Source organism: Corynebacterium sp. KPL3927 (genome assembly GCF_040225835.1).
GTDB lineage: Bacteria > Actinomycetota > Actinomycetes > Mycobacteriales > Mycobacteriaceae > Corynebacterium.
In genome coordinates, this window is record NZ_JBEHGD010000001.1 from 12,552 (window position 1) to 36,458 (window position 23,907).

Consider the following 23,907-nt stretch of genomic DNA (forward strand, 5'->3'; position numbering starts at 1 on the left):
TTCCTTCCCTTAAACCTTGCGACGCTTGGTCGGACGGCAGCCGTTGTGCGGCTGTGGAGTTGCATCCGTGATCGAGGAAACCTCGAGGCCTGCAGCCTGCAGGGAACGGATGGCGGTCTCGCGGCCGGAGCCCGGACCCTTGACGAATACGTCAACCTTCTTCATGCCGTGATCCATTGCCTTGCGTGCGGCGCTTTCAGCGGCCATCTGCGCAGCGAACGGAGTGGACTTACGGGAACCCTTGAAGCCAACGTGGCCGGAGGATGCCCAGGAGATAACAGCACCGGTCTGATCGGTGATCGAGACGATGGTGTTGTTGAAGGTGGACTTGATGTATGCGTGGCCCAGAGCCACATTCTTCTTGACGACGCGACGGCCGGAACGGCGTGCGCCGGAACGAGTCTTTGGAGGCATGAACTACTTCTTCTTTCCTGCGATCGTCTTCTTCGGGCCCTTACGAGTACGCGCGTTGGTCTTCGTACGCTGACCGCGTACTGGCAGACCGCGACGGTGGCGCAGACCCTTGTAGCTTCCGATTTCAATCTTGCGACGAATATCAGCCTGAACCTGGCGGCGGAGGTCACCCTCTACCTTCCAGGAGCCTTCAATTGCGTCACGCAGTGCCGAAACCTGTTCATCATCCAGGTTGTCGGTGCGCAGGTCAGGAGAAATGCCAGTCTTTTCTAGCAATTCCTTGGCACGGGTTGGACCGATGCCGTAGATGTAGGTGAGAGCGACCTCCATACGCTTATTGCGTGGGAGGTCAACACCAGCTAGACGTGCCATAAGGCGTGTCCTTTCGGGTTGTTACGGCGGTTTTCTCCCCATCCGTCCCGCTCCATGCAACGCTTCGCCCGGACCGTGCCGGGGATCCTTGGGTTGCTTACCAGTGCGGGCTCAGGCCACCGTAGCCTGAGGTGTACAGGACAAAGTCATGCTTCGCCCTTGGGTGAGGAGGCTGACTGTGTTTACTTGTAGCGGTAGACGATGCGTCCGCGGGTCAGGTCATAAGGAGACAGCTCTACGACGACGCGATCCTCCGGGAGGATGCGGATGTAGTGCTGACGCATCTTACCGGAAATGTGTGCAAGAACCTTGTGCCCATTGTCGAGCTCGACACGGAACATTGCGTTTGGCAAAGGCTCGACAATGCGACCCTCTACCTCAATTGCGCCTTCCTTAGCCATAACCTCTACTTTTCTGGCGACAGACAAGTACCTGTCACCTGCATGTTTGTTGTCTACTGCGGTGGTGCAAGCCAACCAGACCTACTGGCGCTATACACCGTCAAACCAGCATACGCTGCAGCGACACGATTTCCAAACCGTACGCACTTTCATAAATCCTTAACCGGCGGAGGAAAACTAAAGTTACCCTCGCGCTCAGTTCCTTATTCCGGAACCAAGCGCGAGGGTAAAGCGTGTTAACGCGGTGAGCTACACCGAATTAGTAGATGTAGACCTTGTCGCCAATCTGGACATCGTTCCAGTAGCGAACTGCTGCATCGTACGGCAGATGGACGCAACCGTTGGAGTCAACGTTGGTGTTGTCCAAGTGGAAAGCGTGGCCGTTGTTGGTGAAGTAGATGGAGTACGGCATCGGCGCGTTGTTGAACTCGCGGGAGATCTCGTCCTTCACCTTGCGATTAACGTGGAAGGTGCCGCGCGGGGTTTCCTCACCCACCATGCCAGCGGACATGGATGGGGAAATGTAGGAAACCTCGCCGCCTTCCTGCAACCAGGTGCGGCGGCCATCAAGGTCGACGCAGATCTTGGCGTCTGCTGGGCAGGAGCCACGGTCGAATTCGTTAGCGCGGCGCTGCTCCTCCGCACGGCGCGCCGCTTCTTCAGCCTTCGCCTTTTCTTCCGCAACCTGCTGTGCGTGTGCGCGCTCAGCATCCTCGCGAGCCTGGCGTGCTTCCTCGTTCTTCTGCGCAACTAGGCCCGGGAAAAGGAATTCCAGTGCACTATCCACTGCGGACTGTACATTCGGTGCCAGTTCTGGGGCGTACTTCTCAGCCTGATCCAGGATATCAGTACGGGTCTGCCATGCCTGGTCACGGGTCTGGCCCTGGAAGTTATCAACTTGCTGCTGGGCCTGCGCGGTGAGCTGATCAAGATTAGGGAGTTGCTGAGCAGAAGCTGCCGGGGCACCGGCAATGGTGCTCAATGCCATGACACCAGCCACTGCTGGTGCAGCAACGGTGGCACTTAACTTGCGGAGGCTGAATTTAGACATAGTGGTGAGTATAAACCTTTCAGGGGATTATCGCCTAGTTTAAGAGGCGATTTTTAGGAATGTATATCAAGAGCGCCTAGTGAGAATGCGTGGGCCGTCCGCCGTCGCGGCTACCGTATGCTCCCAGTGGGCGGCAGTGGAGCCATCGAGCGTGACCACCGTCCAATCATCTTCCAGCACCGCACTAGCGACGGTGCCCAAAGTGAGCATCGGGTCGATTGCTAGCACAGAGCCCTCTTGAATGAGGGGACCGCGGCCAGGCTTTCCCTCATTTTCCAAGTAGGGTTCTTCGTGCATGGTCCGGCCAATTCCATGACCACCATAACCGTCCACGATATAGAGGGATACGCCGAACTTTTCTTCGGCGCGGTAAGTCGCCTGCTCCAGGGCGTGGGAGACATCCGTCAGGCGGTTGCCCGGGACCATCGCCTGCAGGCCTTCCATCAGCACCCATTCGGTCGCCGCGTTCAATGCCGCAACGTCCGGATCGGGTTCGCCGATGGGAAAGGACCACGCGCTGTCTCCTACCCACCCATCGAGGGTGGCGCCGCAGTCGATGGAGACGAGGTCGGCATCGGCAAGCACCGTCTTAGCATCCGGGATGCCGTGCACGATGACATCGTTGACGGAGGAACAAACGGAGCCCGGAAAGCCCTCGTAGCCCTTGAAGGTAGGGGTGGCACCGGCATCGCGGATGGTCTGTTCCGCCACCGCATCGAGCTCGAGAGTGCTCACCCCCGGCGCCGCCGCAGCGCGGACTGCTTGCAGCGCCTTGCCGACGATCTCGCCAGCCGCCTGCATAGCATCCAGCTCGCCTGCGGTGCGGGCGGGGATGCGCTTGGTGCGGCGCCGAAAAGCCATTACTTGCCCAGTGCTTCCATGGCGCGGGCGTTGATCTCTTCGACGGATCCTTCTGCCTTAATGGGGATGATGGCATCGCCGTAGTGCTCGATGAGCGGGAAGGTCTCTTCGCGGTAAACGCCGAGGCGGGTGCGGATGGTTTCTTCATTATCGTCGGCGCGGCCACGGGCCATCATGCGCTCGACAACGACGTCCTCAGATACCTCGAAGTTCAATACACCATCGAGCTTTTCACCTTTCTTGGACAATAGCTCTTCCAAGATGTCTGCCTGCTCGGTGGTGCGCGGGAAACCGTCCAAGAGGAAGCCGTTTTTGGCGTCGTCTTGGCCGAGGCGCTCTTCTACCATGCGCGCGGTGACATCGGTAGGCACGAGCTTGCCGGCGTCAATATAGGATTTCGCCTCAATCCCGAGCGGGGTGCCCTCGCCAATATTGGCGCGGAAGAGATCGCCGGTGGAGATGTGCGGGACACCAAGCTTTTCGCTCAGGATTGCTGCCTGGGTGCCTTTGCCAGCACCGGGAGGGCCGAGAAGTACAAGACGCATTATTTCAATAGTCCTTCGTAGTTGGATTGGAGAAGTTGGGATTCAATCTGCTTGACCGTGGTCAACGCAACGGAGACCATAATCAAGATGGCCGTACCACCAAAGGCGGAGGTGCCGTTAGCAGAAGAGTGGCCGACGCCGAGGTCCAGGAGGATATTCGGCAAAATGGCAATCAACGCCAAGTACAGGGCACCGACGCTGAGCAGGCGGTTCATAACAAAGCCGAGGTACTCCGCCGTAGGGCGGCCCGGGCGGATGCCTGGGATGAAGCCACCGTACTTCTTCATGTTATCCGCTTGCTCGGCGGGGTCGTACTGCACCGAAACGTAGAAGTACGCGAAGAAAATGGTCAGCAGGAAGTACAAGACGATGTACTGCCAGGACGACGGCGCCTGCAGGTGCGCAATGACATTGCGCTGCCACCAGTTATCCGGGGTGTTCACGGAGCTGGAGTTGACGATCTGCGTGATCAGCACCGGCATATAGATAAGCGAGGAGGCGAAGATGACTGGGATAACGCCGGCCTGGTTGACCTTGAGCGGCAAGTAGGTGGAAGAGCCACCGTACTGGCGACGGCCCACCATGCGCTTGGCGTACTGCACCGGAATGCGGCGCTGGCCCTGCTCGATGAAGGTAATGCCGACGACCAAGACAATAAGGCCGGCCAGCACCATGGCAAAGACCATCCCGCCGTTGTTTTGCAGGATATTCATGCCATCGGTAGGCAGGCGCGTAGCAATACCAGCGAAAATGAGCAGGGACATGCCGTTGCCAATGCCCTTTTCCGTAATCAGCTCGCCCATCCACATCACGAGGACGGCGCCGGAGGTCATCGTCACCACCAGCAGGATGAGGGTGAAGAAATTGCGGTCTTCCGCTAAGACCGGCACGCCCTGGCCCAGCAGCTGCTCGCGGTCCGCCAGCGCGACGATGCCGGAGGATTGCAGCAGCGCCAAGGCGAGCGTGAGGTAGCGGGTGTACTGGGTCATTTTTGCCTGCCCAGATTGACCTTCCTTCTTCAGCTGCTCAAAGCGCGGGATAACCACGGTCAGCAACTGCACAATGATGGAAGCCGTAATGTAGGGCATGATGCCGATGGCGAAGATCGACAGCTGCAATAGGGCGCCACCAGAAAACAGGTTAATCACGGAGTACAGGTCTCCTGATTCCTCTGTCAGTTGACGCAAGCGTCCTGCAATTGACGCGTAATCTACACCCGGCGACGGGATCTGTGCACCGATGCGGTACGCAATGATCATCACGACGGTGAAGACGATCTTCTTGCGTAGGTCGGCATCCTTAAAAGCCTGCAAAATGGCGGACACTACAAAATCCTCCTGGCCTACCGCTGTCACTGCCACACGCGAATCTTAAGGATTCTTATTGCAGCAACACACGGAGGTGGACACTCGTTGGCCCCCTCAGGGCTCCACATCTTTCTCACACGGCGTTATGAAGTAAAGACAAGGAGTCCCAAAGGAACGGTGGAACACTTTTGACCCCATAACCCTACCAGCCATATAACTGCGAGCCACATCTAACCCGCATTATGTGACAATGATTGCCTTTTCTTTCGCGCTTATTCCGCTAGGGGTTTACCATGTTAATTATTGCCCTGCGCAATTTTCTACCCGTAGTATTCCGGCCTTGCGGTCCCTAAACACCAAGGTCGTTATTGGTGTGAACCCAACATTGCGAAAGAAGTCTGAATGAGCAAAAAATTCACGCCGATGACCGTTGCTGAGATCATCGACGTCTTCATCCCTAGTCCCAACCCGTTCCGCTGGGAGGCCTTTGATGGCTCGGCCACCGGCCCTGTCGATGCCGAATACAAGGTCACCATCAATAGCCTTGGCGGACTTGCTTATATCGCCACCCACCCAGGCGACGTCGGATTCGCCCGCGCCTACGTCACCGATGGCATCTCTGTAGAAGGTGAGCACCCCGCCCACCCGTACGGCATCTTCAACGCCCTGCACGCGATGTATGACAAGTTTGAAAAGCCCAGCGCCAAGGACATGGCGCGCGTGATTCGTTCGCTTGCTTCCATGGGTGCTTTCCGCATCCAGCCGGTGCCTGAGGTAGAGCGCGCCTCTTGGCTGCGCCGTAAGCTGCACGACGGCCTGTCCAAGCACTCCAAGGAGCGCGATGCCGACGTCATTTCTGATCACTACGACGTGGGCAATGACTTCTACGAGCTCTTCTTGGGCGATTCCATGACCTATACCTGCGCCTACTTCCCCACCCCGGATGCCACGTTGGAGGAGGCACAGGAAAACAAGTACCGCCTGATCTTTGACAAGCTGCGCCTAAAGGAAGGCGACACCCACCTGGACGTGGGCTGTGGCTGGGGAGGCATGGTGCGCTACGCCGCTCGCCGCGGCGTGAAGTCCATCGGCGTGACCTTGTCGCAAGAGCAGGCCGAGTGGGGCCAAAAGAAGATTGAGGAAGAAGGCCTGCAGGATCTGGCCGAGGTCCGCTTCATGGACTACCGCGATGTCAAAGAACAAGGCTTCGATGCCATCTCCGCCATCGGCATCATCGAGCACATCGGCGTGCAGAATTACAATGACTTCTTCAAGTTCATGTACAGCAAGCTCAAGGTCGGCGGGTTGATGTTGAACCACAACATCACCTACCCGGATAACCACAAGACACCCAAGGGCGGGTTCATCGACCGCTATATCTTCCCCGATGGCGAGCTCACCGGCTCTGGCAACGTCACCAAGGCCATGCAGGACAATGGCTTCGAGGTCTTCCACACCGAGTCCCTTCGCTTTGACTACATGCGCACCCTGCACGAATGGTGCGAGAACTTGAAGGAAAACTGGGAAGAGGCCTGCGATCTGGTCGGCTTGCCCACCGCCCGCCTCTACGGCATCTACATGGCCGGCTCGGAGTGGGGCTTCGAGCGCAATATCATTAACCTCTACCATTTCTTGGGCATCAAGCTCGGTGAGGCCGGCTCCCGCGCCGGCGTGCCTGAGCGCCGTTGGTGGGAAGACAGCCGCTTTTAAAAGGAGCCCAAATGACCCTTTTGGATCACTTACGCGAGCGCGTTTCTGCCCTGCAGCCGCGCCCCGTCGACGCCGTGCGCATCGAGCCAGTGGGCTGGCAGGCCCACCGCGCCGGCGTAGACACCTTGCTGCGCAGCTTCCGCGAGGTCCCCGCCGGCAAGCGCGTGCGCCTGGCCAAGAAAACCTCTAACCTCTTCCGCGGCCGCAGCGAGAATCAGGTAGGCCTCGACGTCTCCGGCCTGGGCGGGGTCATCGAGGTCGATCCCCTCGCCCGCACCGCCGATGTGCAGGGCATGTGCACCTACGAGGACTTGGTCGATGCCACCTTGCCGCACGGCCTTATGCCGTTTGTGGTTCCGCAGCTAAAAACCATCACCCTGGGCGGCGCGGTCACCGGCATGGGCGTGGAGTCCACCAGTTTCCGCAACGGCCTGCCGCACGAGTCCGTCATCGAGATGGACATCCTCACCGGCACCGGCGAGATTCTTACCTGTTCGCGCGAGCAAAACGTAGACCTCTTCCGCCTCTTCCCCAATTCCTATGGTTCTTTGGGCTACGCGGTGCGCCTCAAGATCGAGCTCGAGCCCGTCCCGCCCTACGTGGAGCTGCGCGAGCAGCGCTTCCACTCGGTAGAAGAGGCAAGCCGCGCGCTTGCCGATGTCTCCGTTAACCACACCCACGAGGGTGAGACCGTCGATGGCCTAGACGGCGTGGTCTTTTCCGAGGACGAGGCTTACCTCGTCTTCGCGCGCTTTACCGATGAGGAGGGCCCTACCTCCGATTACACCCGGGATAAGATCTACTACCGCAGCCTGCAACACGCCCAGGGCATGCGGCGCGACCGCCTTACCATCCGCGACTATATCTGGCGCTGGGATACCGACTGGTTCTGGTGCTCCCGGGCCTTTGGCGCCCAGAACCCCAAGGTGCGCAAGGTCTGGCCGCGCGAGCTGCGCCGCAGCTCGTTCTATTGGAAGTTGGTGCGCTTGGACCGCAAGTACGAGTTGGAGTACAACTTCATCAAAAAGCCACACGGTAAGCCGCGCGCCGAGCGCGTGGTCCAGGATATCGAGGTCACCCCGGAAAACCTTCCGGAGTTCCTCCACTGGTTCTTCCAGGCCTCCGATATCCAACCGGTATGGCTCTGCCCCATCCGCCTGCGCGATGGCGTGGGCGATCTCGTGGGTACCGGCGATATTGCCGCCGAGTCCCAGGACCCCTGGCCGCTGTACCCGTTGCGCCCTGGCAAGACGTGGGTCAACGTCGGCTTCTGGTCCGGTGTAGATGGCGATCACGTCGATCCCAGCGCCCCCGGCAATGGCGCGTTCAACCGCGTCATTGAAGAGAAGGTCAATGACTTAGGCGGCCACAAGTCGCTGTACTCCGAGGCCTTCTACTCCCGCGAGCGGTTCGAGGAGCTCTATGGCGGGAAACTCCCCGATGCCATCAAGGCCGTAACGGACCCCGACGACCGCTTCCCAGGGCTTTTTGAAAAGACCGTGGACGAGGCCTAGGACGGACCCAAAACCACATAAGGGTGGAACGCTCGTGAAAGCGTTCCACCCTTTGCGTAGCTTTAAGCCGATCCCGGGGCGACTATGCGGCCCAAGAGCTAGCGACTACTGCGCCTGGGCCACCTGCGCGGTCTCAGTGTTATCCGGCTGAGACAGCTGCGGGTTTGCGTCGACGGGTCCGGTGGAGCCGGCGAGCGCCAGCGCAGCGGAGATAATAGCGGCAAGGAATGAAGAAATGGACGACATAGCAGACTCCTAGCTAATAGCAATGAGTGTTTACTGTGATAACACTACCACTGCTATGCATACGTCCCCACAGATCGACAACGCCCCCTCGCCCCGCACATAAAGTGCGAGGAAGGGGGGTGTAGCTATTCTCTAGTCCAGATTATTTGGTGTTGGCGGAACCGCCAGCAGCCTCAATCTTTTCTACAGCGGACTTGGAGAACTTGTCTGCGGTGACGTTCAACTTAACGTTGATGTCGCCGCTGCCCAGAACCTTGACCGGCTGGTTAGCGCGGACGAGGCCAGCAGCTGCGATGTCAGCGACGGTGATGTCGCCGCCATCGGCAAACTTCTCGGCCAAGTCAGCCACGTTAACAACCTGGTACTCAACGTGGTTCGGGTTCTTGAATCCCTTGAGCTTAGGCAGACGCATGTGGATGGGCATCTGTCCACCCTCGAAAGCAGCGGGAACCTGCTTACGAGCGCCGGTACCCTTGGTACCGCGACCAGCGGTCTTACCCTTGGATGCCTCACCGCGGCCGACGCGGGTCTTGGGCTTATTTGCTCCTGCGGTTGGGCGCAGGTCGTGCAGCTTGATGATATCAGCCATGGTTTACTCCCCTGCCACTTCTTCGACGGTGACCAGGTGGCGAACCTTGTGAACCATACCGCGGATAATCGGGGTGTCCTGCTTAACTACGGACTGACCGATGCGCTTGAGGCCCAGAGCCTCAATGTTCTTGCGGTGGTTCGGCTTGGTGCCCACCAGGCCCTTTACCTGTGTAATCTTCAGAGCCATTGTTTATGCCTCCTGACCTGCGCGCTTGCGCAGCATACGGGCCGGGGTGACCTCTTCGAGGGACTTGCCACGGCGTGCGGCAACCTCTTCGGGGCGAACCAGCTGCTTGAGGCCGTCCACGGTAGCGCGGACGACGTTGAGTGCATTGTCGGAGCCCAGGGACTTCGACAGAATGTCCTGCACGCCAGCGCATTCGAGCACTGGACGAGCAGCACCGCCGGCGATGACACCAGTACCAGGAGCGGCGGGCTTCATCATGACGATGCCCGCTGCGTCGCGACCCTCTACCGGGTGGGTGATGGTGCCGGCAACCATAGGTACGCGGAAGAGGTTCTTGCGAGCCTCTTCTGCACCCTTCTGGATTGCAGCCGGAACTTCCTTAGCCTTGCCGTAGCCAACGCCTACCTGACCCTGGCCGTCACCAACGACGACGAGAGCGGTGAAGGACATGTTGCGGCCGCCCTTAACGGTCTTGGAGACGCGGTTGATGGTCACAACGCGCTCGATGTACTTATCGCGCTCGTTGTCCTGCTGGTTACGACGATCGTTGCGACGGCCGTTGCCGCCGCGGTTGTTCTTGTTGTTCTCGGCGGAGCGTCCGCCGTCACGCTGTTCACGGTCCGACATTACGCGATCCTTCCGTTGATGTTTCCGTTGACGATGATCATTAGAACTTCAGACCACCTTCACGTGCGGCGTCTGCCAGCGCAGCGACGCGGCCGTGGTACTTGTAGCCTGCGCGGTCAAAGACGACCTGCTCAATGCCAGCGGCCTTGGCGCGCTCAGCAATCAGTTCGCCCACCTTGGCAGCCTTTGCCTTCTTATCGCCCTCGAATGCACGGATGTCCGCTTCCATGGAGGATGCGGAAACCAGGGTGTGGCCTGCCAAGTCATCGATGACCTGGACGTGCATGTGGCGCGAAGAGCGGTGCAGGACCAAGCGCGGGGACTCAGGGGTGCCACGCAGGGTCTTACGGATACGGAAGTGGCGGCGTGCGCGTGCTTCGCGACGACGAGAAGAAATGTCCTTGCCGACTGGAGTGCGCTTCGTGTTTTCAGTGTTTGCCATTGCTTACTTACCCGTCTTTCCGACCTTGCGACGGATCTGCTCGCCTTCGTAGCGAATACCCTTGCCCTTATAAGGATCGTCCTTACGCAGGCGACGGATATTAGCGGCGATCTGTCCGACTAGTTGCTTGTCAATACCGGTAATGGACAGCTTGGTGTTGCCGTCCACTGCGAAGGTGATTCCCTCCGGAGCCTTGATGAGGACCGGGTGGGAATAACCCAGGCTGAATTCCAGGTCCTGGCCCTTTTGCTGCACACGATAGCCGACACCAAATATTTCCATCTTGATGGTGAAGCCCTCGGTCACGCCGATGACGGCGCTGTTGAGCAGCGAGCGGGACAGGCCGTGCAGTGCACGGTGCTTGCGGTGATCATCAGGGCGGGAAACGGTCAAGATGCCGTCTTCCACGTTGATGGTGATCGGATCCGGAACGTTTACGCTCTGGGTACCCTTAGGGCCCTTGACCTCAACGTCTTGGCCGTTGATGTTGATTTCGACGCCGTTTGGTACGGCGATCGGTGCTAGACCGACTCGAGACATGTGTCAAACCTCCCTTTACCAGACGTAGGCGAGAACTTCTCCGCCTACGCCCTTCTCCTCAGCCTGACGGTCAGTCAGCACACCGTGGGACGTGGAAATGATAGCCACGCCCAGGCCGCCCAAGACCTGTGGCAGTTCGGTGGACTTTGCATACACACGCAGACCCGGCTTAGACACGCGACGCAGACCAGACAGGGAACGCTCGCGGTTGTTGTACTTCAGCTCGAGGGACAGGGTGTGACCCTCAACGGTGTAGTCAGCGATGTAGCCTTCCTGCTTCAAGATGTCAGCAATGTTTGCCTTCAACTTGGAGGTAGGCATCGACACGACGTCGTGGTGTGCGTTACTTGCGTTACGCACACGCGACAGCATGTCGGCAATAGGATCAGTCATAGTCATATGAGTGACCGTGTACCTTTCTCGTTGCGGTTCCCGTGCTCACCAAAGCGTTTTCCGTGTGATTTCGGGCTACTCACGCTCCTCACGGTCAATACCGCAAGGCGCTCGCCACCCTTTGATTCAGACAACGGTCCGCTATAAACGGCGAGGGGCCTACAACAAAGTTGATGTTCAATTCTTTTTCGGCTCTGCGTTTCGCCAGTTCAACACGCAAAACCCGCAGGGCTTTGCGCGTCCACCGGTTGTAGCGCAGGCACGCGGGAACACTTTACGCCATATCCTGCGGTTTTCCAAATAAATCCCCTGCATTCATTACAGTCGGATACAGCGCCACATAATTGAGGAGTAGACAGATGAGTACCGAGAACGAAGATCCGATCCGCACCGCCCACCAATGGCTTGAAGAAGCCGCACGGCTATTAAACCTCGAGCCACACGAGGCCACGGCGCTGACCCGGGAACTGCTGGATTTAACCAAGGACGTGGCCCATACCCAATCGCGGCCGGCAGCACCGTTGACGGCGTTCGTGGTGGGGTTGGCATCGGCAAGCACGGCAGAAGCCAAAGTAAATATCGAAACCCTCAAGGAGGCGCTGAAGTAATGGCCGGACGCAAGAATGCCACCTTTGCCGTCACGAAGGTCCGCCTGGGCGAGCACGCGCAGGTAGATACCCGCGCCGATACCGTCGCCGGCGAGGAGCCGCTTGAGATTCGCGTAGGCGGGCAGACCATCACCACCACCATGCGCACCCCGGGCCACGACATCGAATTGGCGCACGGTTTCCTCCACTCCGAGGGGCATATCGCCGCGCTTTCCGATGTCACCACTGCCCGCTACTGCGCCGGTGCCACCGTCGAGGGCATGAATACCTATAACCTGCTGGACATAGACTTGGTGAAGAATACGCCGTTGGACTTAAGCGATCTCCGCTTGACCACGACGACGTCCGCCTGCGGGGTATGCGGCACCTCGTCTATTGAGGCGCTGGCAAAGAAGTCGCGCTACCCCATTCCCCAGATCCCCGTGGACCCACAGCTGGTGGTCCAGCTGCCGGAGAAGCTGCGCGCCGCCCAAAAGGAATTCCGCAAAACCGGCGGAATCCACGCCGCCGGCGCGTTTACCCTCGAGGGCGAGCCGGTGGTCATCCGGGAGGACATCGGCAGGCACAACGCCGCTGATAAGGTCATTGGCAATCTGCTCATGGAAGAGCGCCTGCCCGCCGATGACCTCATTATGGTCATGAGCTCGCGCGCCAGTTTCGAGCTGGTCCAAAAAGCCGCCATGGCAGGTTTTGGCATGCTCGTTGCCGTCAGCGCCGCTTCCTCCCTTGCCGTAGAGACCGCGCGCGAGACCGGCATGGCACTGGTTGGCTTTGCCCGCACCGATCGCTTTAATCTTTATTCGGGCACGCTGGCCTAGTCGCGGTAGTCTTCCGGCCCATTATTGAGCCAGGCGTACACGCCACCGATGAGCAGGCCGCCGCCGATGAAGTTGCCTATCCACACCAGCGTCCAGTTGAGAGCAACATTGCCAATTGTCAGTGCGGCCGGCAGTGGATCGCTGCCGAAGAAGGTAAGCGCAAAGAGGCAGAAATTGGCAATTACGTGCTCCAAACCCAGGCCCACGAAGATACCGATGATCGGGACGATAACAAAGAACTTCGACACAACGTCCTTGGCAAAGACCGCGCTAACGATGCCCATATTGACCACGAAGTTTGCGGCCATGCCCTCTACGAGCATTCCCTGCGGGGATTTGGTCAGCTTGCCTTCAGAGATGGTGACCAGAAGGTGCGAGGGATCCATATTCGCGAGCTTGGCGGACATGCCGATGACGGCGGCAAAGATGATGGCACCTAGAAGGTTAAAGATCGTGGTAACAAGCAGTACATAGACAGCCTTTCCCCAAGATAGGTGCTTCTGTATCGCCCCGTAGACCATGTACATCATATTGCCGGTGGCCAGCTCAGCGCCGAGGATAACGATGGCAAATAGGCCCAAGCCGAAGAACAGGGCAAATGCCACAGACCCCAAGCCCGGGGCAACGCCTTCTACCGCTTGGCCTACGACGCCGGCAAACACGGTACCGATGCACAAGTAGACACCGGCGAGGATTGCGCGGACAGAAAATCGTGCAAATGATTGATCGAGCAGGGCGGCCTTTTTCAGGGATGCGCCCTTGGCAGCTTCGTTGAGAGACACCGTTTCTTATTTTCCTTATTTAGCTTTACTTATACGGACAAGAGAACCACGGATTATCGTAGCGGTTAGCGCAACCGCTACCTCGATAAGCCGGAAAAGAAAATTATTACTCTAAGCTGGACTCACACCCATCCCTATTGTCCCTAGTTTCCTCGGAGGTCACAGTGGAGCACCAAGACCACCCACGGAGGAAGGGATCTCACTTATCCGCAGCGCAACCGCGCCACACTATATCCTTAAATCACAACACTCCAGGCCATGCTTCTAGCGTTGCTGATAAAAATTCCCGGCCCAAAGGTGGCTCTGGCCGGCACCATTCCACAGAGCGCGATTGGCGGAAAGCAGAGCATCACGCGCGTCACATCCAAAGCCGTTACCCGAATCGCAGAATAAAAGAGACTTCAGTTCCAAGGCACCGAAAAGCCCCTTCTTCCCCTTGGGATCGCTTTAAAGGCGCATGGGCGTCCTCCGGAGTTCTTCGAGTCTCAGCCGGCATCGTTGCAACGATCCTCGTCATCAGCACGATCGATCGCAGCATCAATACGACCGAGCAAAGCATAAGCCCACCTAAAGGGTTAGAAACCAACGAGGCCCCTGGAGAAACATCTCCCGTAATCAAACCGTCGGCGGCACTAGAAATGTATATCCCTGCCATCGACGTCCATGCGCAATTTGAGGATGGCACGTGCCGCGTAGTCGATGGCGCCATAAACCCTGACACCATGGATAAGGCTTGCACTTATACTGCCGATGACCGCCCCTACTCCCTGCCGGGAACAAATGCCGACGATATCGTCGTTATCGCTGGGCACACCGGCGCCGGCGTGCCTGCCGTATTCAATAAGCTTTACGATGGCGCTGCCAACGAGCACAAGGTCAGCATCGGCGACAAGCTGTACGTACGCACCAAGAATTCCGACCAGAACTGGCTCATCTACACCGCAACCGATCTTCACGCTCCCGATAAACAAGGCCTAGCCGGGGACTCAAGCGTATGGGGAGACGAGGCGATGCCAGGCAGGCTGCTGACCATTAGCTGCATTCAACCCGCTAACCCCCTCAAGGCAGCCGTTCGCAATGCCGTCGTGGGATGGCAATTCGAGGGCACCACCCACACCGCAGACGACAAATCTTAACCGCTCAGCAGCACTGCGGTCACTCGCCCGCCTTCCGCTTATCCGCCCCTTTTCCTCAGCTTTACACAGTCCCCGCTTCCGCAACCGGAGGTGGGGACTTTCTATATCTTCTTTCCCAGCTCGCGGGCAAAGGTTCACTATTTTCAACAACGCTAACGATAACGGTTTGCAATAGTATAGTATTCGTCGCAACCTATATAAAAGTTCACTGCACCTAACCTTGGGAGAACCTTATGCCGTGGCGCACCTCACTACCGCACCTTGCCACCATAGTCGTGACCTTGGCGCTCGCGTTATTCCACGCTCCCTTCGCCCTCGCTGAGGACGCCCCACTTGTCCGCACCCAAACGCACGTAGATTCCCCGCACGCGGTGTGGAAGGACGGAAACTTCAAACTCATGTCCAATAGTGCGGGCCTAGTCCCCATCGAGGACACGATCAACTGGGTCAGCCACGGCCGCGTCGATGGCGGCCTAGGAGCCTATGCCTGGCGCGTTCCCGATGACCCGCGCTTCGAGTTTCTCAATGCCGAGAAAAACCAGCTCATGTACTACGGCGGCCCCGCAGTAGGCTTCCCGAAAAACACCATGCCCATCTGGGCTGGGTTCGGTGCCGCCGCGGATCTTCCCACCGATCAATTCCGCGATAAATCCTTCAACATGGAAATCGTTGATTTTAAGGGCCCCGGCCGCATGGAGCTGTTTACCTACAGCGACGAGAACTATCCTCTGAACCGCCTCTGGTCCTCCCACGACCCGGGATTCCGTACCACCTGGGTCAATGCAGGCACGCACACGCATAACGCCACGACGTTTACCCGTCCTGGCCACTACGAAGTAACCTACCGCGCTTCGGCTCGAAAGAAGGATGGCACTTTCATCCACTCCGAGCCACAAACCTTGGTCTGGCAGGTAGGCGGAACCAACCCCGCCGAGCGCACGATCACCGACCTTGATACCGCCTTTAATGACGCCAAGTCTGAATACTCAGGCTCCGAAGGGGCCGAGTCCAACGCTCCTATATTTAAGATGGCTCCCTCCAAGGCCGATACAAAGGGCGCGAAGCAAGGCATCCTCACCACACTCTCCCTCGATACCGGCAATGCCAAAGACTCCGGCCGCGCCGTATTCACCATCAACGGCCACTACCTTGCCGAGCGCAAGGTAGAAGGCGGTAAGGCTTCGTGGGATGAAATGATTGGTGATGAAGAATCCAACTTCCAAGCCATCTTTATTCCCGACAATAATTCCCCAAGCCCTCGCTGGGTATCCGAACCCGTAAAGTTCTGGACCAGCACCGATGGGGAAAAGGACGATGAAGATGCCGAAGCTTATACAACGAAAAGCGGCGAGCTTCCTACCCCAGAGATGGAAGAGATAGAGCCGTTTGAGACCGATCCCCTTGAGATCACGAGCTCTGATGTCACCGTTTCCACCAGTAAAGTGTACGGCGAGGGCGACCGTAATATCGACATCACCGTAGCTCCCGAGGATGACCGCACCACGGTGCGCGTTACCGGCGGCTTCTACAAAGTAGATGGCGAACCGATGACCAGCCTGCCGCAGAACGCTATTGCAGATTGCGAAATCGGCTTTACTTCCGGGCCGGGGCAAAGAACGAGCAGGCAACTCATCGACAGTTGTAAGCAACCCGGATACCAACTCATGCTGCGCATCGTTCCTGACTCCCGCTCCGATGCCGCCGGAGCCTCGCTATTTAGCCATACTCACAAGGATGCTTATGAGCCGATCGCTGAGACCACCGTCTCGTTCGCTGAGGCTTCTGACTCCACGGATTCACAGGACCCAGGAGGGTCGGAGAAGCCAGAAGACTCCGACGCCCCAGAGAAGCCGCAGGATTCGGAAGAATCAGAAGGCTCTGCCCCATCCAAGAATCCCTCGCCTTCCACGACCTCGAAGCCTTCTGTTCCCAAGATCCCCTCACCCAAGCCGCAGAACCCGAAGGATAAAGACACCCCGCACAAGGAGCTCAATCTGCACCGGGGTCACGTAGATATCGCCCCGATCCACGAAGATGGTGAGCTGCACCTAGGCATCAAGGACGAGACGAACCTGTACCACATTGGTGCAATCTGGCGTAAGCCTTCCGATGTCTTTTTCACCGTTCCAAAGCAGGTCAAGTCCACTTTGAACAAAGACATTCCGCACTTTGGAAAGAAAGGCAGCGCTGCCTACGTCCTGCCAGAGACACAGCGCACCGGTGTAGTGTGGCCTGGGCTCAGCACTGAGGATGCTTACAAGGACACCAAGAAGAATTACACCTTTACCTTCACCCCCGTCAGCGCCCCGAAGGACGGCGAATGGTTGGCATACCAGGCTGATCAGACCGGGCTGGACCAGCGCCTTGCCGGCAGCGATGGCACGCATTCCTACACCACCGAAACCGCAGAACACATACACCTCAACTGGGCATTCAACAAACCCGGTACGTATGAAGTTGGTGTCACGGTCGCAGAAAAAGACGGTAAGCCTGCGAAAAAGGCTGTTCTGCGCTTCAAGGTAGCTACCGAGGATTCATCATCTGCTGCCCCACCCACTACTGGGAACGACAGTGCCACTGAAGGCGACTCCAACGGCACGGAAAGCACCACACCGTCGAAGGAACCAAGCCCAGAGACAACGGAACCTGCTCCCAGCGCAGAACCGTCTAAGAAGCGCGAGATTACCAAGGGCCACATCGACTTCGGGCCAAAGGTTGTGGACAACAAGCTCGGCTTCTATGTCAACGAAGACGACCAACACAACGTGCCTGAAGACGTAGCGCTGCGCATTCACGATGCCCGCCGCGTGACGGTCGCTGACTCCCTGGCTAAGACGCTGTCTTTTACCGGAATGGTAAAGACTGGCTCAACGATCTACCACCTACCATTGCAACAGGACCACGACGCTGTGTGGCCGGGGTGGGACACGATCAAGGTGGGGCAAGACTACCGTGACGCCGCGATCGAAGTTCGCCCTAAGTCGGCGCCTACGGACGGAAAATGGTGGGCCGGCCACACTGCCTCCCTAAACACGCCGGCACGCACCTTAGCCGATAGCAACGGCACCCATACGATCAAAGGCGTTGAGGATGGTCCTTTCCATGTCCACGCGCACTGGATTTTTACCGAACCAGGCCGCTACGAAATGGACATGCGCACCGTCAACAACGACGGCGACAAACTCACCGACTGGCACACCGTGACCTTCCTCGTGGGCGATTCAACCACCCAGCCCGGTGGAAAGGACACCGACAAAGAAAGAGATAAGGAAAACAACAAGCCCGCAGACTCCTCGAAGGTTAAGCAGCCAGGCGCTACCAAGCCAGATAACGGCTCGAATAGCACCGGCACTAATAAGCCGGGGTCCGATAAGTCCAAGGCAACTAACTCATCTGGATCGAATGCGGGCGCTAAGGCATCCATGGGAAATGGCGCTGGGAAGTCGGACGGCTCCACCAAGTCCACTACTGCTAAGGGCGCAGGCAGTGGCTCTGGTCCAAGCTCCAGATCCGGCGAAGGCTCTTCCAGCTCCCACAACGGCGCACTAGCCTCTACGGGTGCCAATATCGGTTGGGTTCTCGTGCTCGCCGCACTCTTTATTGTCGGCGGCATAGTACTGGTGAAAAAGCGGTCTAAAGGCAGTCAGTAGCCCTTAAGCTCCGGGGTTCGTTGACCGCCCAACCGCAACGAACTCTCACCGAGGAACTGCTCCACGACCTTAGAACCCAAGAAGCATCAACCCCTAACGCAGAGCTCAGTCCCGAGCATGGTCGATTACTAGCTCGGGCCGGGCTCATTTTGCGTTTTAAAGTGGTTTTTACGCACCAAGCCTTTAATCTCTGCCCGAATAGGTTGGAAGCTAACCTGGACTGCTGCATTCAGCATGTTAAACATAGTTCAATGGAATATGCCGGGTATCTACCTACCTTCCTGATTCATTCCCTTTAACAAAGAAAAACTATGCATAATAATTTTAGCTAACTGTTTACGGGTTCTTGAGAAAGTCAGTGGAAATTGAGCCCGTATGCAGTGATGACCCAAATAAGTGATAGAATAGACTGACCACTAAGAGAAATTGGGTCTATGCCGATCACCGTGATGACCTGAGCTATTTATAACCAATGGATGGACGAAGGCTCCCCCGTGAGAAATGTGATTAGCTTTGTTTAGTCGTATATCGAAATCTGTTTTACTTCCTTTAATCATTCTTGTATCCACTTCTCTAGCGGGATTTTTCTGGGGAGAATTAAGGGCTTTTCCTCTTGCTATGGCGGTAATATACATGACCCTGTACAACGCCTCTATACGTAGAGATTTTTGCCCAAGATCGGAATCTGGGGTATTTATCGTCGGGTTTGCACTATCCATTTTTGGTGGATTAATGAATGGTTCAAACCATGCATTCGCTCTTGGGCTTATGATAGCTTCGACATTCCTTATGTTTTTAAAACTTAATAAGGCGTGACCAACCCGACCAAGGAAGTGAAATGGCTGGCCATTAAGCCTTTACCATGGCCACTAGTATTCCCATCTACTTCTGCCATCCAGGATCGCCGTGGGAACGAGGCAGCAACGAAAACACCAACAGCAGTCTCAAGAGAAACCTTCCCAAAACAGCGACCTGTCCATCTACAGCACCGAGGCCCTAGAGATGATCGCCAACATTCACAACCACAAGCCACGCAAAGCACTCAACTGGCGCACCCCAGCCAAAGTCGTCCCTGACACAAACCGGTAGTATCACACCAAAGCAGCCATCATCGTTGAAACGACCACTAGAATCCAAGGATGACAATAAAACTAAAAAAATCCCAACTCCTTGCATGGAGTTGGGATTTTTTAGCGCTCTATTTACTTGAACGGGAAGCCGAGCTCGCGCAGGAGCTTACGGCCTTCTTCGTCGTTGGTAGCGCTGGTAACGACGGTGATGTCCATACCACGGGGACGATCGATCTTGTCGATGTCGATTTCGTAGAACATGGACTGCTCAGACAGACCGAAGGTGTAGTTACCGTGGCCGTCGAACTGCTGGTCAGACAGACCGCGGAAGTCACGAATACGTGGCAACGCGATGGTCAGCAGACGGTCCAGGAACTCCCACATGCGGTCGCCGCGCAGGGTAACGCGTGCGCCGATAGGCATGCCTTCGCGCAGCTTGAAGTTTGCGATGGACTTCTTTGCGCGACGCAGCTGTGGCTTCTGACCGGTGATAGCGGTCAGGTCCTCGAGAGCGCCATTGATGACCTTGGAGTCACGGGCAGCTTCGCCAACACCCATGTTGACGACGACCTTGGTGACGCCAGGGATCTGCATGACGTTGTCGTACTTGAACTCTTCGTTCAGGTTCTTGCGGATTTCCTCGCGGTAGCGAGTCTTCAGACGCGGGGTGTAGTTCTCGCTCATTTTTAGATGTCCTTCCCGTTGCTACGCGCGATACGGACCTTTTTGCCGTTCTCGTCGAAACGGTAGCCCACGCGGGTCGGGTTGCCCTCGGAGTCAACGATCGCAACGTTGGACACGTGGATCGGGGCTTCTTGGGTAACGATTCCGCCGGACTCGGCGCCACGCTCGGTAGCGGAGTTTGCGACGTGCTTCTTGATGCGGTTAACGCCCTCAACGAGGACCTTTTCGCGCTTCGGGTATGCCTCGATGACCTTGCCCTTCGCACCCTTATCTGGGCCCGAAATGACAATCACCATATCTCCCTTATGGATCTTCATAAGATTAGATCACCTCCGGTGCTAGAGAAACGATCTTCATGAAACGCTTGTCACGAAGTTCACGAGCAACCGGGCCGAAGATACGGGTACCGCGAGGTTCGCTATCGCCCTTCAGAATAACTGCAGCATTCTCATCAAAGCGGATGTAGGAACCGTCTGGACGACGGGTCTCCTTCTTCGCACGGACGATAACTGCCTTAATTACATCGCCTTCTTTTACGCTGCCGCCTGGAACAGCGTCCTTGACGGTCGCGACAATTACGTCGCCGATGCCAGCGGAGCGTCGGACAGAGCCACCGAGAACGCGGATGCACAAAATTTCACGTGCACCAGAGTTGTCGGCGACGCGCAGACGCGATTCTTGCTGAATCACTATGGGTCTCCTGACCTGGATTGATGTGCGACAAGATTTCCGTCCTTGCCACACGCGGTCTACAAACTTGCTGTGCTCGAGCCTTTACAACGAACACCGTAAAGCGTCGATGGGTCTCGGACCGGCGATTCGGAAACGCACCGCTACGGACCGACCAGCTCTTGCAACCTATACATTCAACCATATGGGGGTGGCGCTTTCCAAACTTCGAATGCGAAGCAACTTTTCGCCCTAGCACCCCCTATTTAGGACAGCTGTGCCTGGTTTTAATAATCGGACGATTTTTCTTTGCGCAGCGGTAATGCAGCACAAAGAATCCTGTTAATCTTTAGATCCGTTTATCTCTCAGACGGGCTCTTCCCTATTCCACTGCCCCCTAAGGACAAAAATGAATCGCATACCTAAAGTTCTGACCGCCACTGCGTTAGCTGGCGCCCTCACCTTCGGCGTCACACCCACCGCCCCTACGCCGGAAGCAAACGCTCAGGCGCAAAGTGGAATTGGAATTGCTGCCTTAGCAGCAGTTCTCGTAATCGGTGGCGTGACGTGGTACCTCGCCAAGGACGGCATTACCTACATCAGAGATCAATCTCGGACTCACTTGGAGCCTACTCCAGAAGAGAAAGCCGCCTCCCAAGAAATGATCAAAAACAACAAAGAAGAAGTAATCGCTCAAAGTGGCGCAATCGAGGAAACAGCTCCTGAGCAGGCCCCCGTCGAAACACCGGTGGAAGCCGAAGCACCTGCAGCTGTTGAGGCTCCGCGTGGCATGGCGGCAGAAACCGGCTCGAACACTGTCGCTCGGCTCCTGGCAGCCCTCAGCATTGCAGCAATGATGCTTGGCGGCGTGTTCACCGCCCGCCGGAAATTCTTCGCATGATTCAATTCTCTTGTACTAAACGGTAGGTGTGCGTTAGCACTCGTATCCCTGAGTAGCCCTAAGGCAATTTCCCACGCGATTGGCCCACAGCAAAACTTAGCCGTGCCGGTGTTGGTAGCGACCGACTTGGCGGTCTCTTATGGTTTTCTAGGGGATCGATACCGTAGCCATTGTCACCGTGGTGACACCAGCCGCCCAAAGCCTGGGCAACGGCGCAACGGCGCCTAATGAACACCAACAAGTAAAAGGCTGGGTTTATCCCCAGCCTTTCTTGTATCAGAAACCCCAGCCCCTTAAGACGTAGCTTCCTTCGTAGAAGTCTCCGCAGTCTCCTGCCTAGCCTTTGGATCAACGGTAAATAGGTCCGTCCCAGAACCGATGAGCTCGCCCTCGCGGAAAGCCGCGGTGGGAATAACGGGGCCAGTCTTCTTGGCATTGGACACAACCACTGGCGTCGTTACCGGCAGGCCCGCTTCCTTGATGGCCTCGATATCGAATTCAGCCAGGACCTCGCCTTGCTTGACGGTATCGCCCTTATTGACGTGCGAGGTGAAGTGTTCGCCCTTGAGGTTTACCGTATCGAAGCCAATGTGCATAAGGATGTCAATCGGCCCCACCGCTGGGTCTTCGACGCGCAGGGCGTAAGCGTGGTGGGAAGGGAAGGTCACGGTGATGGTGCCATCGGCAGGCGCGACGAGCTTGCCGACGGTCGGTTCGATAGCAACGCCTTTGCCCAACTTGCCCCCGGCAAACATGGGATCCTCAACTTTGGATAGGGGCACGGCGTTGCCCTCTAGCGGGGAAAAGATTGTCGCGGCATTCTCACCGGCGGAGCCAGCGGCAGCAGCCTCGGCAGCCAAAGCCTGTGCTGCGGGAGGATTAACTTCATCAGGATCAATGGTGCCATTGCGATGGATGAGCACGCGCCCGTACAGGTAGGCCCCGATGAAGGCTACGGCGAAGGAGATGACACCACACAGCAAGAAGGTTGGGACAAAGCGCGGAACGGAAACGAAACCAATGAAGCCAGCGGCGCCGAGGGCATCCGCAAGCACGCCAAAAATGGCGATGAACGTAGACGCAATGGCTGATGCCGCCATACCGATATAAAACGGCCAACGCAGGCGCAGGTTAACGCCGAAAATCGCGGGCTCAGTAATACCAAACAGCGCCGAGATACCGGAGGCACCGGCCAAGCCCTTGAGCTTTTCGGAACGCGCCAAGAAGTACACTGCCAAGGCCACGCCACCCTGGGCAATATTGGCCATCGAGGCAATGGGGAAGATGAAGGAACCGCCTTCATTCCACAGCATCGTCTCAATGGGCGGGAAGGATTGGTGTAGGCCGGTAATGACGATCGGCGAATAAACCAGACCGAAAAGGAAGCCCGCCACGGGACCGGCAAAGTCATACAAGTTGGCCAGCCCCATGCCCAACCACTCACCGGCGGTACGCAAGATGGGTCCCAGGCCCATAAAGGTAATAAAGCCCGTCACCAGCAGGGTAAGCAGGGGCGTGAGCATGAAGTCCACGGTGCCCTTGAGGTGCTTGTGCAGGAAATTTTCAATCGTCGCCAAGATCCAGGCGATGACCAGAATGGGCAAGATGGAGCCTTGGTAGCCAGCTTGGGCAACGTCGATGCCAAAGATATCCCAGTAGGGCATCTCGCCATTATCAATGGCCTCAGCAACGTTATAGCCGCTAACCAAATCCGGCATGACCATCGCCATGGCCATGCCAGCACCGAGGAATTCATTGCCGCCAAAGCGCTTAGTAGCAGTAAAGCCCACGAGGATGGGCAAGAAAGCAAAGGGAGCGGATGCCAGGAGATTGACCAGTCCAGCAAAACCTTCCCACGAGGGATACATTTCGATGACGGATTGATCCCCAAATAATCCCGGCGCGGTCAGCACATTATTTAATGCCATCAACAAACCGCCGCCAAGCAGGATGGGGATTAGCGGAACAAAGATATCGGCCAAGACCTTGACCGCACGGGAGAACCAGTTCCCAGATTCCGCGGCAATATCCTTGAGGCGATCAGTGGACACGGCGACGTCCTTGGAAATGGACTTGGTCATTTCCTGAAAGACGATATTGACATCGCCTGGGCCCACGATGACCTGGAACATACCACCGGCTTCGAAGGTGCCCTTCAGATCCGGATCGTTGTCTAGCGCTGCGGTATCTACCTTGTCCGAATCATGCAAGACCATGCGCAAACGCGTGGCGCAGTGGGCAAGGGCAATAATATTATCTTCGCCGCCTAATGCCTTCAGGGTGCGGGCGGCGACCTCTTTATGCTCCATGGACCAACCTTCGTTATTTAGGTCACATTAAGTGACCGAATGTGATTGACTACTTCCCATTTAAGTCTGTTTGGGCCCA

General features: G+C 57.1%; 26 protein-coding genes. 7 read left to right on the forward strand and 19 right to left on the reverse strand.

All coding sequences use genetic code 11. The annotated features are described in order from the left end of the window. Positions 1–9: 9 nt before the first annotated feature. The 7 genes from rpsK to secY form a co-directional block, all read right to left on the reverse strand. On the reverse strand, positions 10–414 hold the full coding sequence (gene rpsK / locus ABRP86_RS00070; protein ID WP_005277076.1) for a 30S ribosomal protein S11: 405 nt from the start codon (positions 412–414) through the stop codon (positions 10–12). A gap of 3 nt (positions 415–417) precedes the next feature. Further along, positions 418–786: a 30S ribosomal protein S13 gene (gene rpsM / locus ABRP86_RS00075; RefSeq protein ID WP_023025213.1), complete on the reverse strand. Its 369-nt coding sequence runs from the start codon at positions 784–786 to the stop codon at positions 418–420. 182 nt (positions 787–968) lie between these two features. Continuing rightward, on the reverse strand, positions 969–1,187 hold the full coding sequence (gene infA, locus ABRP86_RS00080) for a translation initiation factor IF-1 (RefSeq protein WP_003854422.1): 219 nt from the start codon (positions 1,185–1,187) through the stop codon (positions 969–971). 259 nt (positions 1,188–1,446) lie between these two features. Then, positions 1,447–2,238 carry a L,D-transpeptidase gene (locus ABRP86_RS00085; RefSeq protein ID WP_349862024.1) on the reverse strand — a complete coding sequence of 264 codons (792 nt, stop codon included), beginning with the start codon at positions 2,236–2,238 and terminating at the stop codon, positions 1,447–1,449. A 66-nt stretch (positions 2,239–2,304) separates the two neighbouring features. Beyond that, entirely contained in the window at positions 2,305–3,099 is a 795-nt protein-coding gene (gene map / locus ABRP86_RS00090) for a type I methionyl aminopeptidase (RefSeq protein ID WP_349862025.1), read from the reverse strand. Beyond that, complete coding sequence (locus ABRP86_RS00095; protein ID WP_349852287.1) at positions 3,099–3,644, reverse strand: adenylate kinase; 546 nt, start codon at positions 3,642–3,644, stop codon at positions 3,099–3,101. The genes map and ABRP86_RS00095 overlap by 1 nt, the downstream gene beginning before the upstream one ends. Then, complete coding sequence (gene secY, locus ABRP86_RS00100) at positions 3,644–4,969, reverse strand: preprotein translocase subunit SecY (protein WP_349862026.1); 1,326 nt, start codon at positions 4,967–4,969, stop codon at positions 3,644–3,646. Before secY ends, ABRP86_RS00095 begins: the two co-directional genes overlap by 1 nt. Before the next feature lie 384 nt (positions 4,970–5,353). On the opposite strand from secY, the gene ABRP86_RS00105 reads away from it, so the two are divergent. Both ABRP86_RS00105 and ABRP86_RS00110 read left to right on the forward strand, forming a co-directional pair. Continuing rightward, positions 5,354–6,661, forward strand: coding sequence for a class I SAM-dependent methyltransferase (locus ABRP86_RS00105; protein ID WP_349862027.1), 1,308 nt, complete (start codon positions 5,354–5,356; stop codon positions 6,659–6,661). An 11-nt stretch (positions 6,662–6,672) separates the two neighbouring features. After that, positions 6,673–8,175 carry an FAD-binding oxidoreductase gene (locus ABRP86_RS00110; RefSeq protein WP_349862028.1) on the forward strand — a complete coding sequence of 501 codons (1,503 nt, stop codon included), beginning with the start codon at positions 6,673–6,675 and terminating at the stop codon, positions 8,173–8,175. Positions 8,176–8,280: 105 nt separating this feature from the next. Here the strand turns inward: ABRP86_RS00110 and ABRP86_RS00115 are convergent, their stop codons facing one another. The 7 genes from ABRP86_RS00115 to rpsH form a co-directional block, all read right to left on the reverse strand. Further along, on the reverse strand, positions 8,281–8,421 hold the full coding sequence (locus ABRP86_RS00115; RefSeq protein WP_284639917.1) for a hypothetical protein: 141 nt from the start codon (positions 8,419–8,421) through the stop codon (positions 8,281–8,283). 142 nt (positions 8,422–8,563) lie between these two features. Further along, positions 8,564–9,010, reverse strand: coding sequence for a 50S ribosomal protein L15 (rplO, locus tag ABRP86_RS00120; protein WP_005277000.1), 447 nt, complete (start codon positions 9,008–9,010; stop codon positions 8,564–8,566). Between the two features lie 3 nt (positions 9,011–9,013). Beyond that, positions 9,014–9,199, reverse strand: coding sequence for a 50S ribosomal protein L30 (gene rpmD, locus ABRP86_RS00125; RefSeq protein WP_005276997.1), 186 nt, complete (start codon positions 9,197–9,199; stop codon positions 9,014–9,016). A gap of 3 nt (positions 9,200–9,202) precedes the next feature. Next, the gene (rpsE, locus tag ABRP86_RS00130) at positions 9,203–9,826 is read right to left on the reverse strand and encodes a 30S ribosomal protein S5 (RefSeq protein WP_349862029.1); all 624 of its coding nucleotides are present in this window, start codon (positions 9,824–9,826) and stop codon (positions 9,203–9,205) included. A gap of 40 nt (positions 9,827–9,866) precedes the next feature. Then, complete coding sequence (rplR, locus tag ABRP86_RS00135; protein ID WP_023025204.1) at positions 9,867–10,268, reverse strand: 50S ribosomal protein L18; 402 nt, start codon at positions 10,266–10,268, stop codon at positions 9,867–9,869. Positions 10,269–10,271: 3 nt separating this feature from the next. Next, positions 10,272–10,808: a 50S ribosomal protein L6 gene (gene rplF, locus ABRP86_RS00140; protein WP_023025203.1), complete on the reverse strand. Its 537-nt coding sequence runs from the start codon at positions 10,806–10,808 to the stop codon at positions 10,272–10,274. 15 nt (positions 10,809–10,823) lie between these two features. Then, complete coding sequence (gene rpsH, locus ABRP86_RS00145) at positions 10,824–11,207, reverse strand: 30S ribosomal protein S8 (protein WP_005276990.1); 384 nt, start codon at positions 11,205–11,207, stop codon at positions 10,824–10,826. A gap of 353 nt (positions 11,208–11,560) precedes the next feature. On the opposite strand from rpsH, the gene ABRP86_RS00150 reads away from it, so the two are divergent. Beyond that, positions 11,561–11,809, forward strand: coding sequence for a DUF6457 domain-containing protein (locus ABRP86_RS00150; RefSeq protein ID WP_005276987.1), 249 nt, complete (start codon positions 11,561–11,563; stop codon positions 11,807–11,809). Next, on the forward strand, positions 11,809–12,627 hold the full coding sequence (gene fdhD / locus ABRP86_RS00155; RefSeq protein ID WP_349862030.1) for a formate dehydrogenase accessory sulfurtransferase FdhD: 819 nt from the start codon (positions 11,809–11,811) through the stop codon (positions 12,625–12,627). Before ABRP86_RS00150 ends, fdhD begins: the two co-directional genes overlap by 1 nt. Here the strand turns inward: fdhD and ABRP86_RS00160 are convergent. Then, positions 12,624–13,409, reverse strand: a complete 786-nt coding sequence (locus ABRP86_RS00160; protein ID WP_349862031.1) for a formate/nitrite transporter family protein — start codon at positions 13,407–13,409, stop codon at positions 12,624–12,626. The two genes, fdhD and ABRP86_RS00160, sit on opposite strands and share 4 nt — an antisense overlap. A 638-nt stretch (positions 13,410–14,047) precedes the next feature. Between ABRP86_RS00160 and ABRP86_RS00165 the strand changes: the two genes are divergently transcribed. Both ABRP86_RS00165 and ABRP86_RS00170 read left to right on the forward strand, forming a co-directional pair. Continuing rightward, the gene (locus ABRP86_RS00165; RefSeq protein WP_349862032.1) at positions 14,048–14,545 is read left to right on the forward strand and encodes a sortase; all 498 of its coding nucleotides are present in this window, start codon (positions 14,048–14,050) and stop codon (positions 14,543–14,545) included. 233 nt (positions 14,546–14,778) lie between these two features. Next, on the forward strand, positions 14,779–18,195 hold the full coding sequence (locus tag ABRP86_RS00170) for a choice-of-anchor M domain-containing protein (RefSeq protein ID WP_349862033.1): 3,417 nt from the start codon (positions 14,779–14,781) through the stop codon (positions 18,193–18,195). A gap of 1,202 nt (positions 18,196–19,397) precedes the next feature. On the opposite strand, the gene rplE is transcribed toward ABRP86_RS00170, so the two are convergent. Genes rplE through rplN form a run of 3 tightly spaced genes read right to left on the reverse strand, consistent with a single transcriptional unit; the run spans position 19,398 to position 20,639 of the window. Continuing rightward, positions 19,398–19,949, reverse strand: coding sequence for a 50S ribosomal protein L5 (gene rplE / locus ABRP86_RS00175; RefSeq protein WP_023025194.1), 552 nt, complete (start codon positions 19,947–19,949; stop codon positions 19,398–19,400). Positions 19,950–19,951: 2 nt separating this feature from the next. Beyond that, positions 19,952–20,266, reverse strand: a complete 315-nt coding sequence (rplX, locus tag ABRP86_RS00180) for a 50S ribosomal protein L24 (RefSeq protein WP_005276967.1) — start codon at positions 20,264–20,266, stop codon at positions 19,952–19,954. 4 nt (positions 20,267–20,270) lie between these two features. Beyond that, positions 20,271–20,639: a 50S ribosomal protein L14 gene (rplN, locus tag ABRP86_RS00185; protein WP_023025193.1), complete on the reverse strand. Its 369-nt coding sequence runs from the start codon at positions 20,637–20,639 to the stop codon at positions 20,271–20,273. Positions 20,640–21,027: 388 nt separating this feature from the next. Here rplN and ABRP86_RS00190 point away from each other — a divergent pair, with 388 nt between their 5' ends. Then, positions 21,028–21,519: a hypothetical protein gene (locus ABRP86_RS00190; protein ID WP_349862034.1), complete on the forward strand. Its 492-nt coding sequence runs from the start codon at positions 21,028–21,030 to the stop codon at positions 21,517–21,519. A gap of 293 nt (positions 21,520–21,812) precedes the next feature. Here ABRP86_RS00190 and ABRP86_RS00195 read toward each other — a convergent pair whose 3' ends face one another. Continuing rightward, positions 21,813–23,828: a sucrose-specific PTS transporter subunit IIBC gene (locus tag ABRP86_RS00195; protein WP_349862035.1), complete on the reverse strand. Its 2,016-nt coding sequence runs from the start codon at positions 23,826–23,828 to the stop codon at positions 21,813–21,815. Positions 23,829–23,907: the final 79 nt, after the last annotated feature.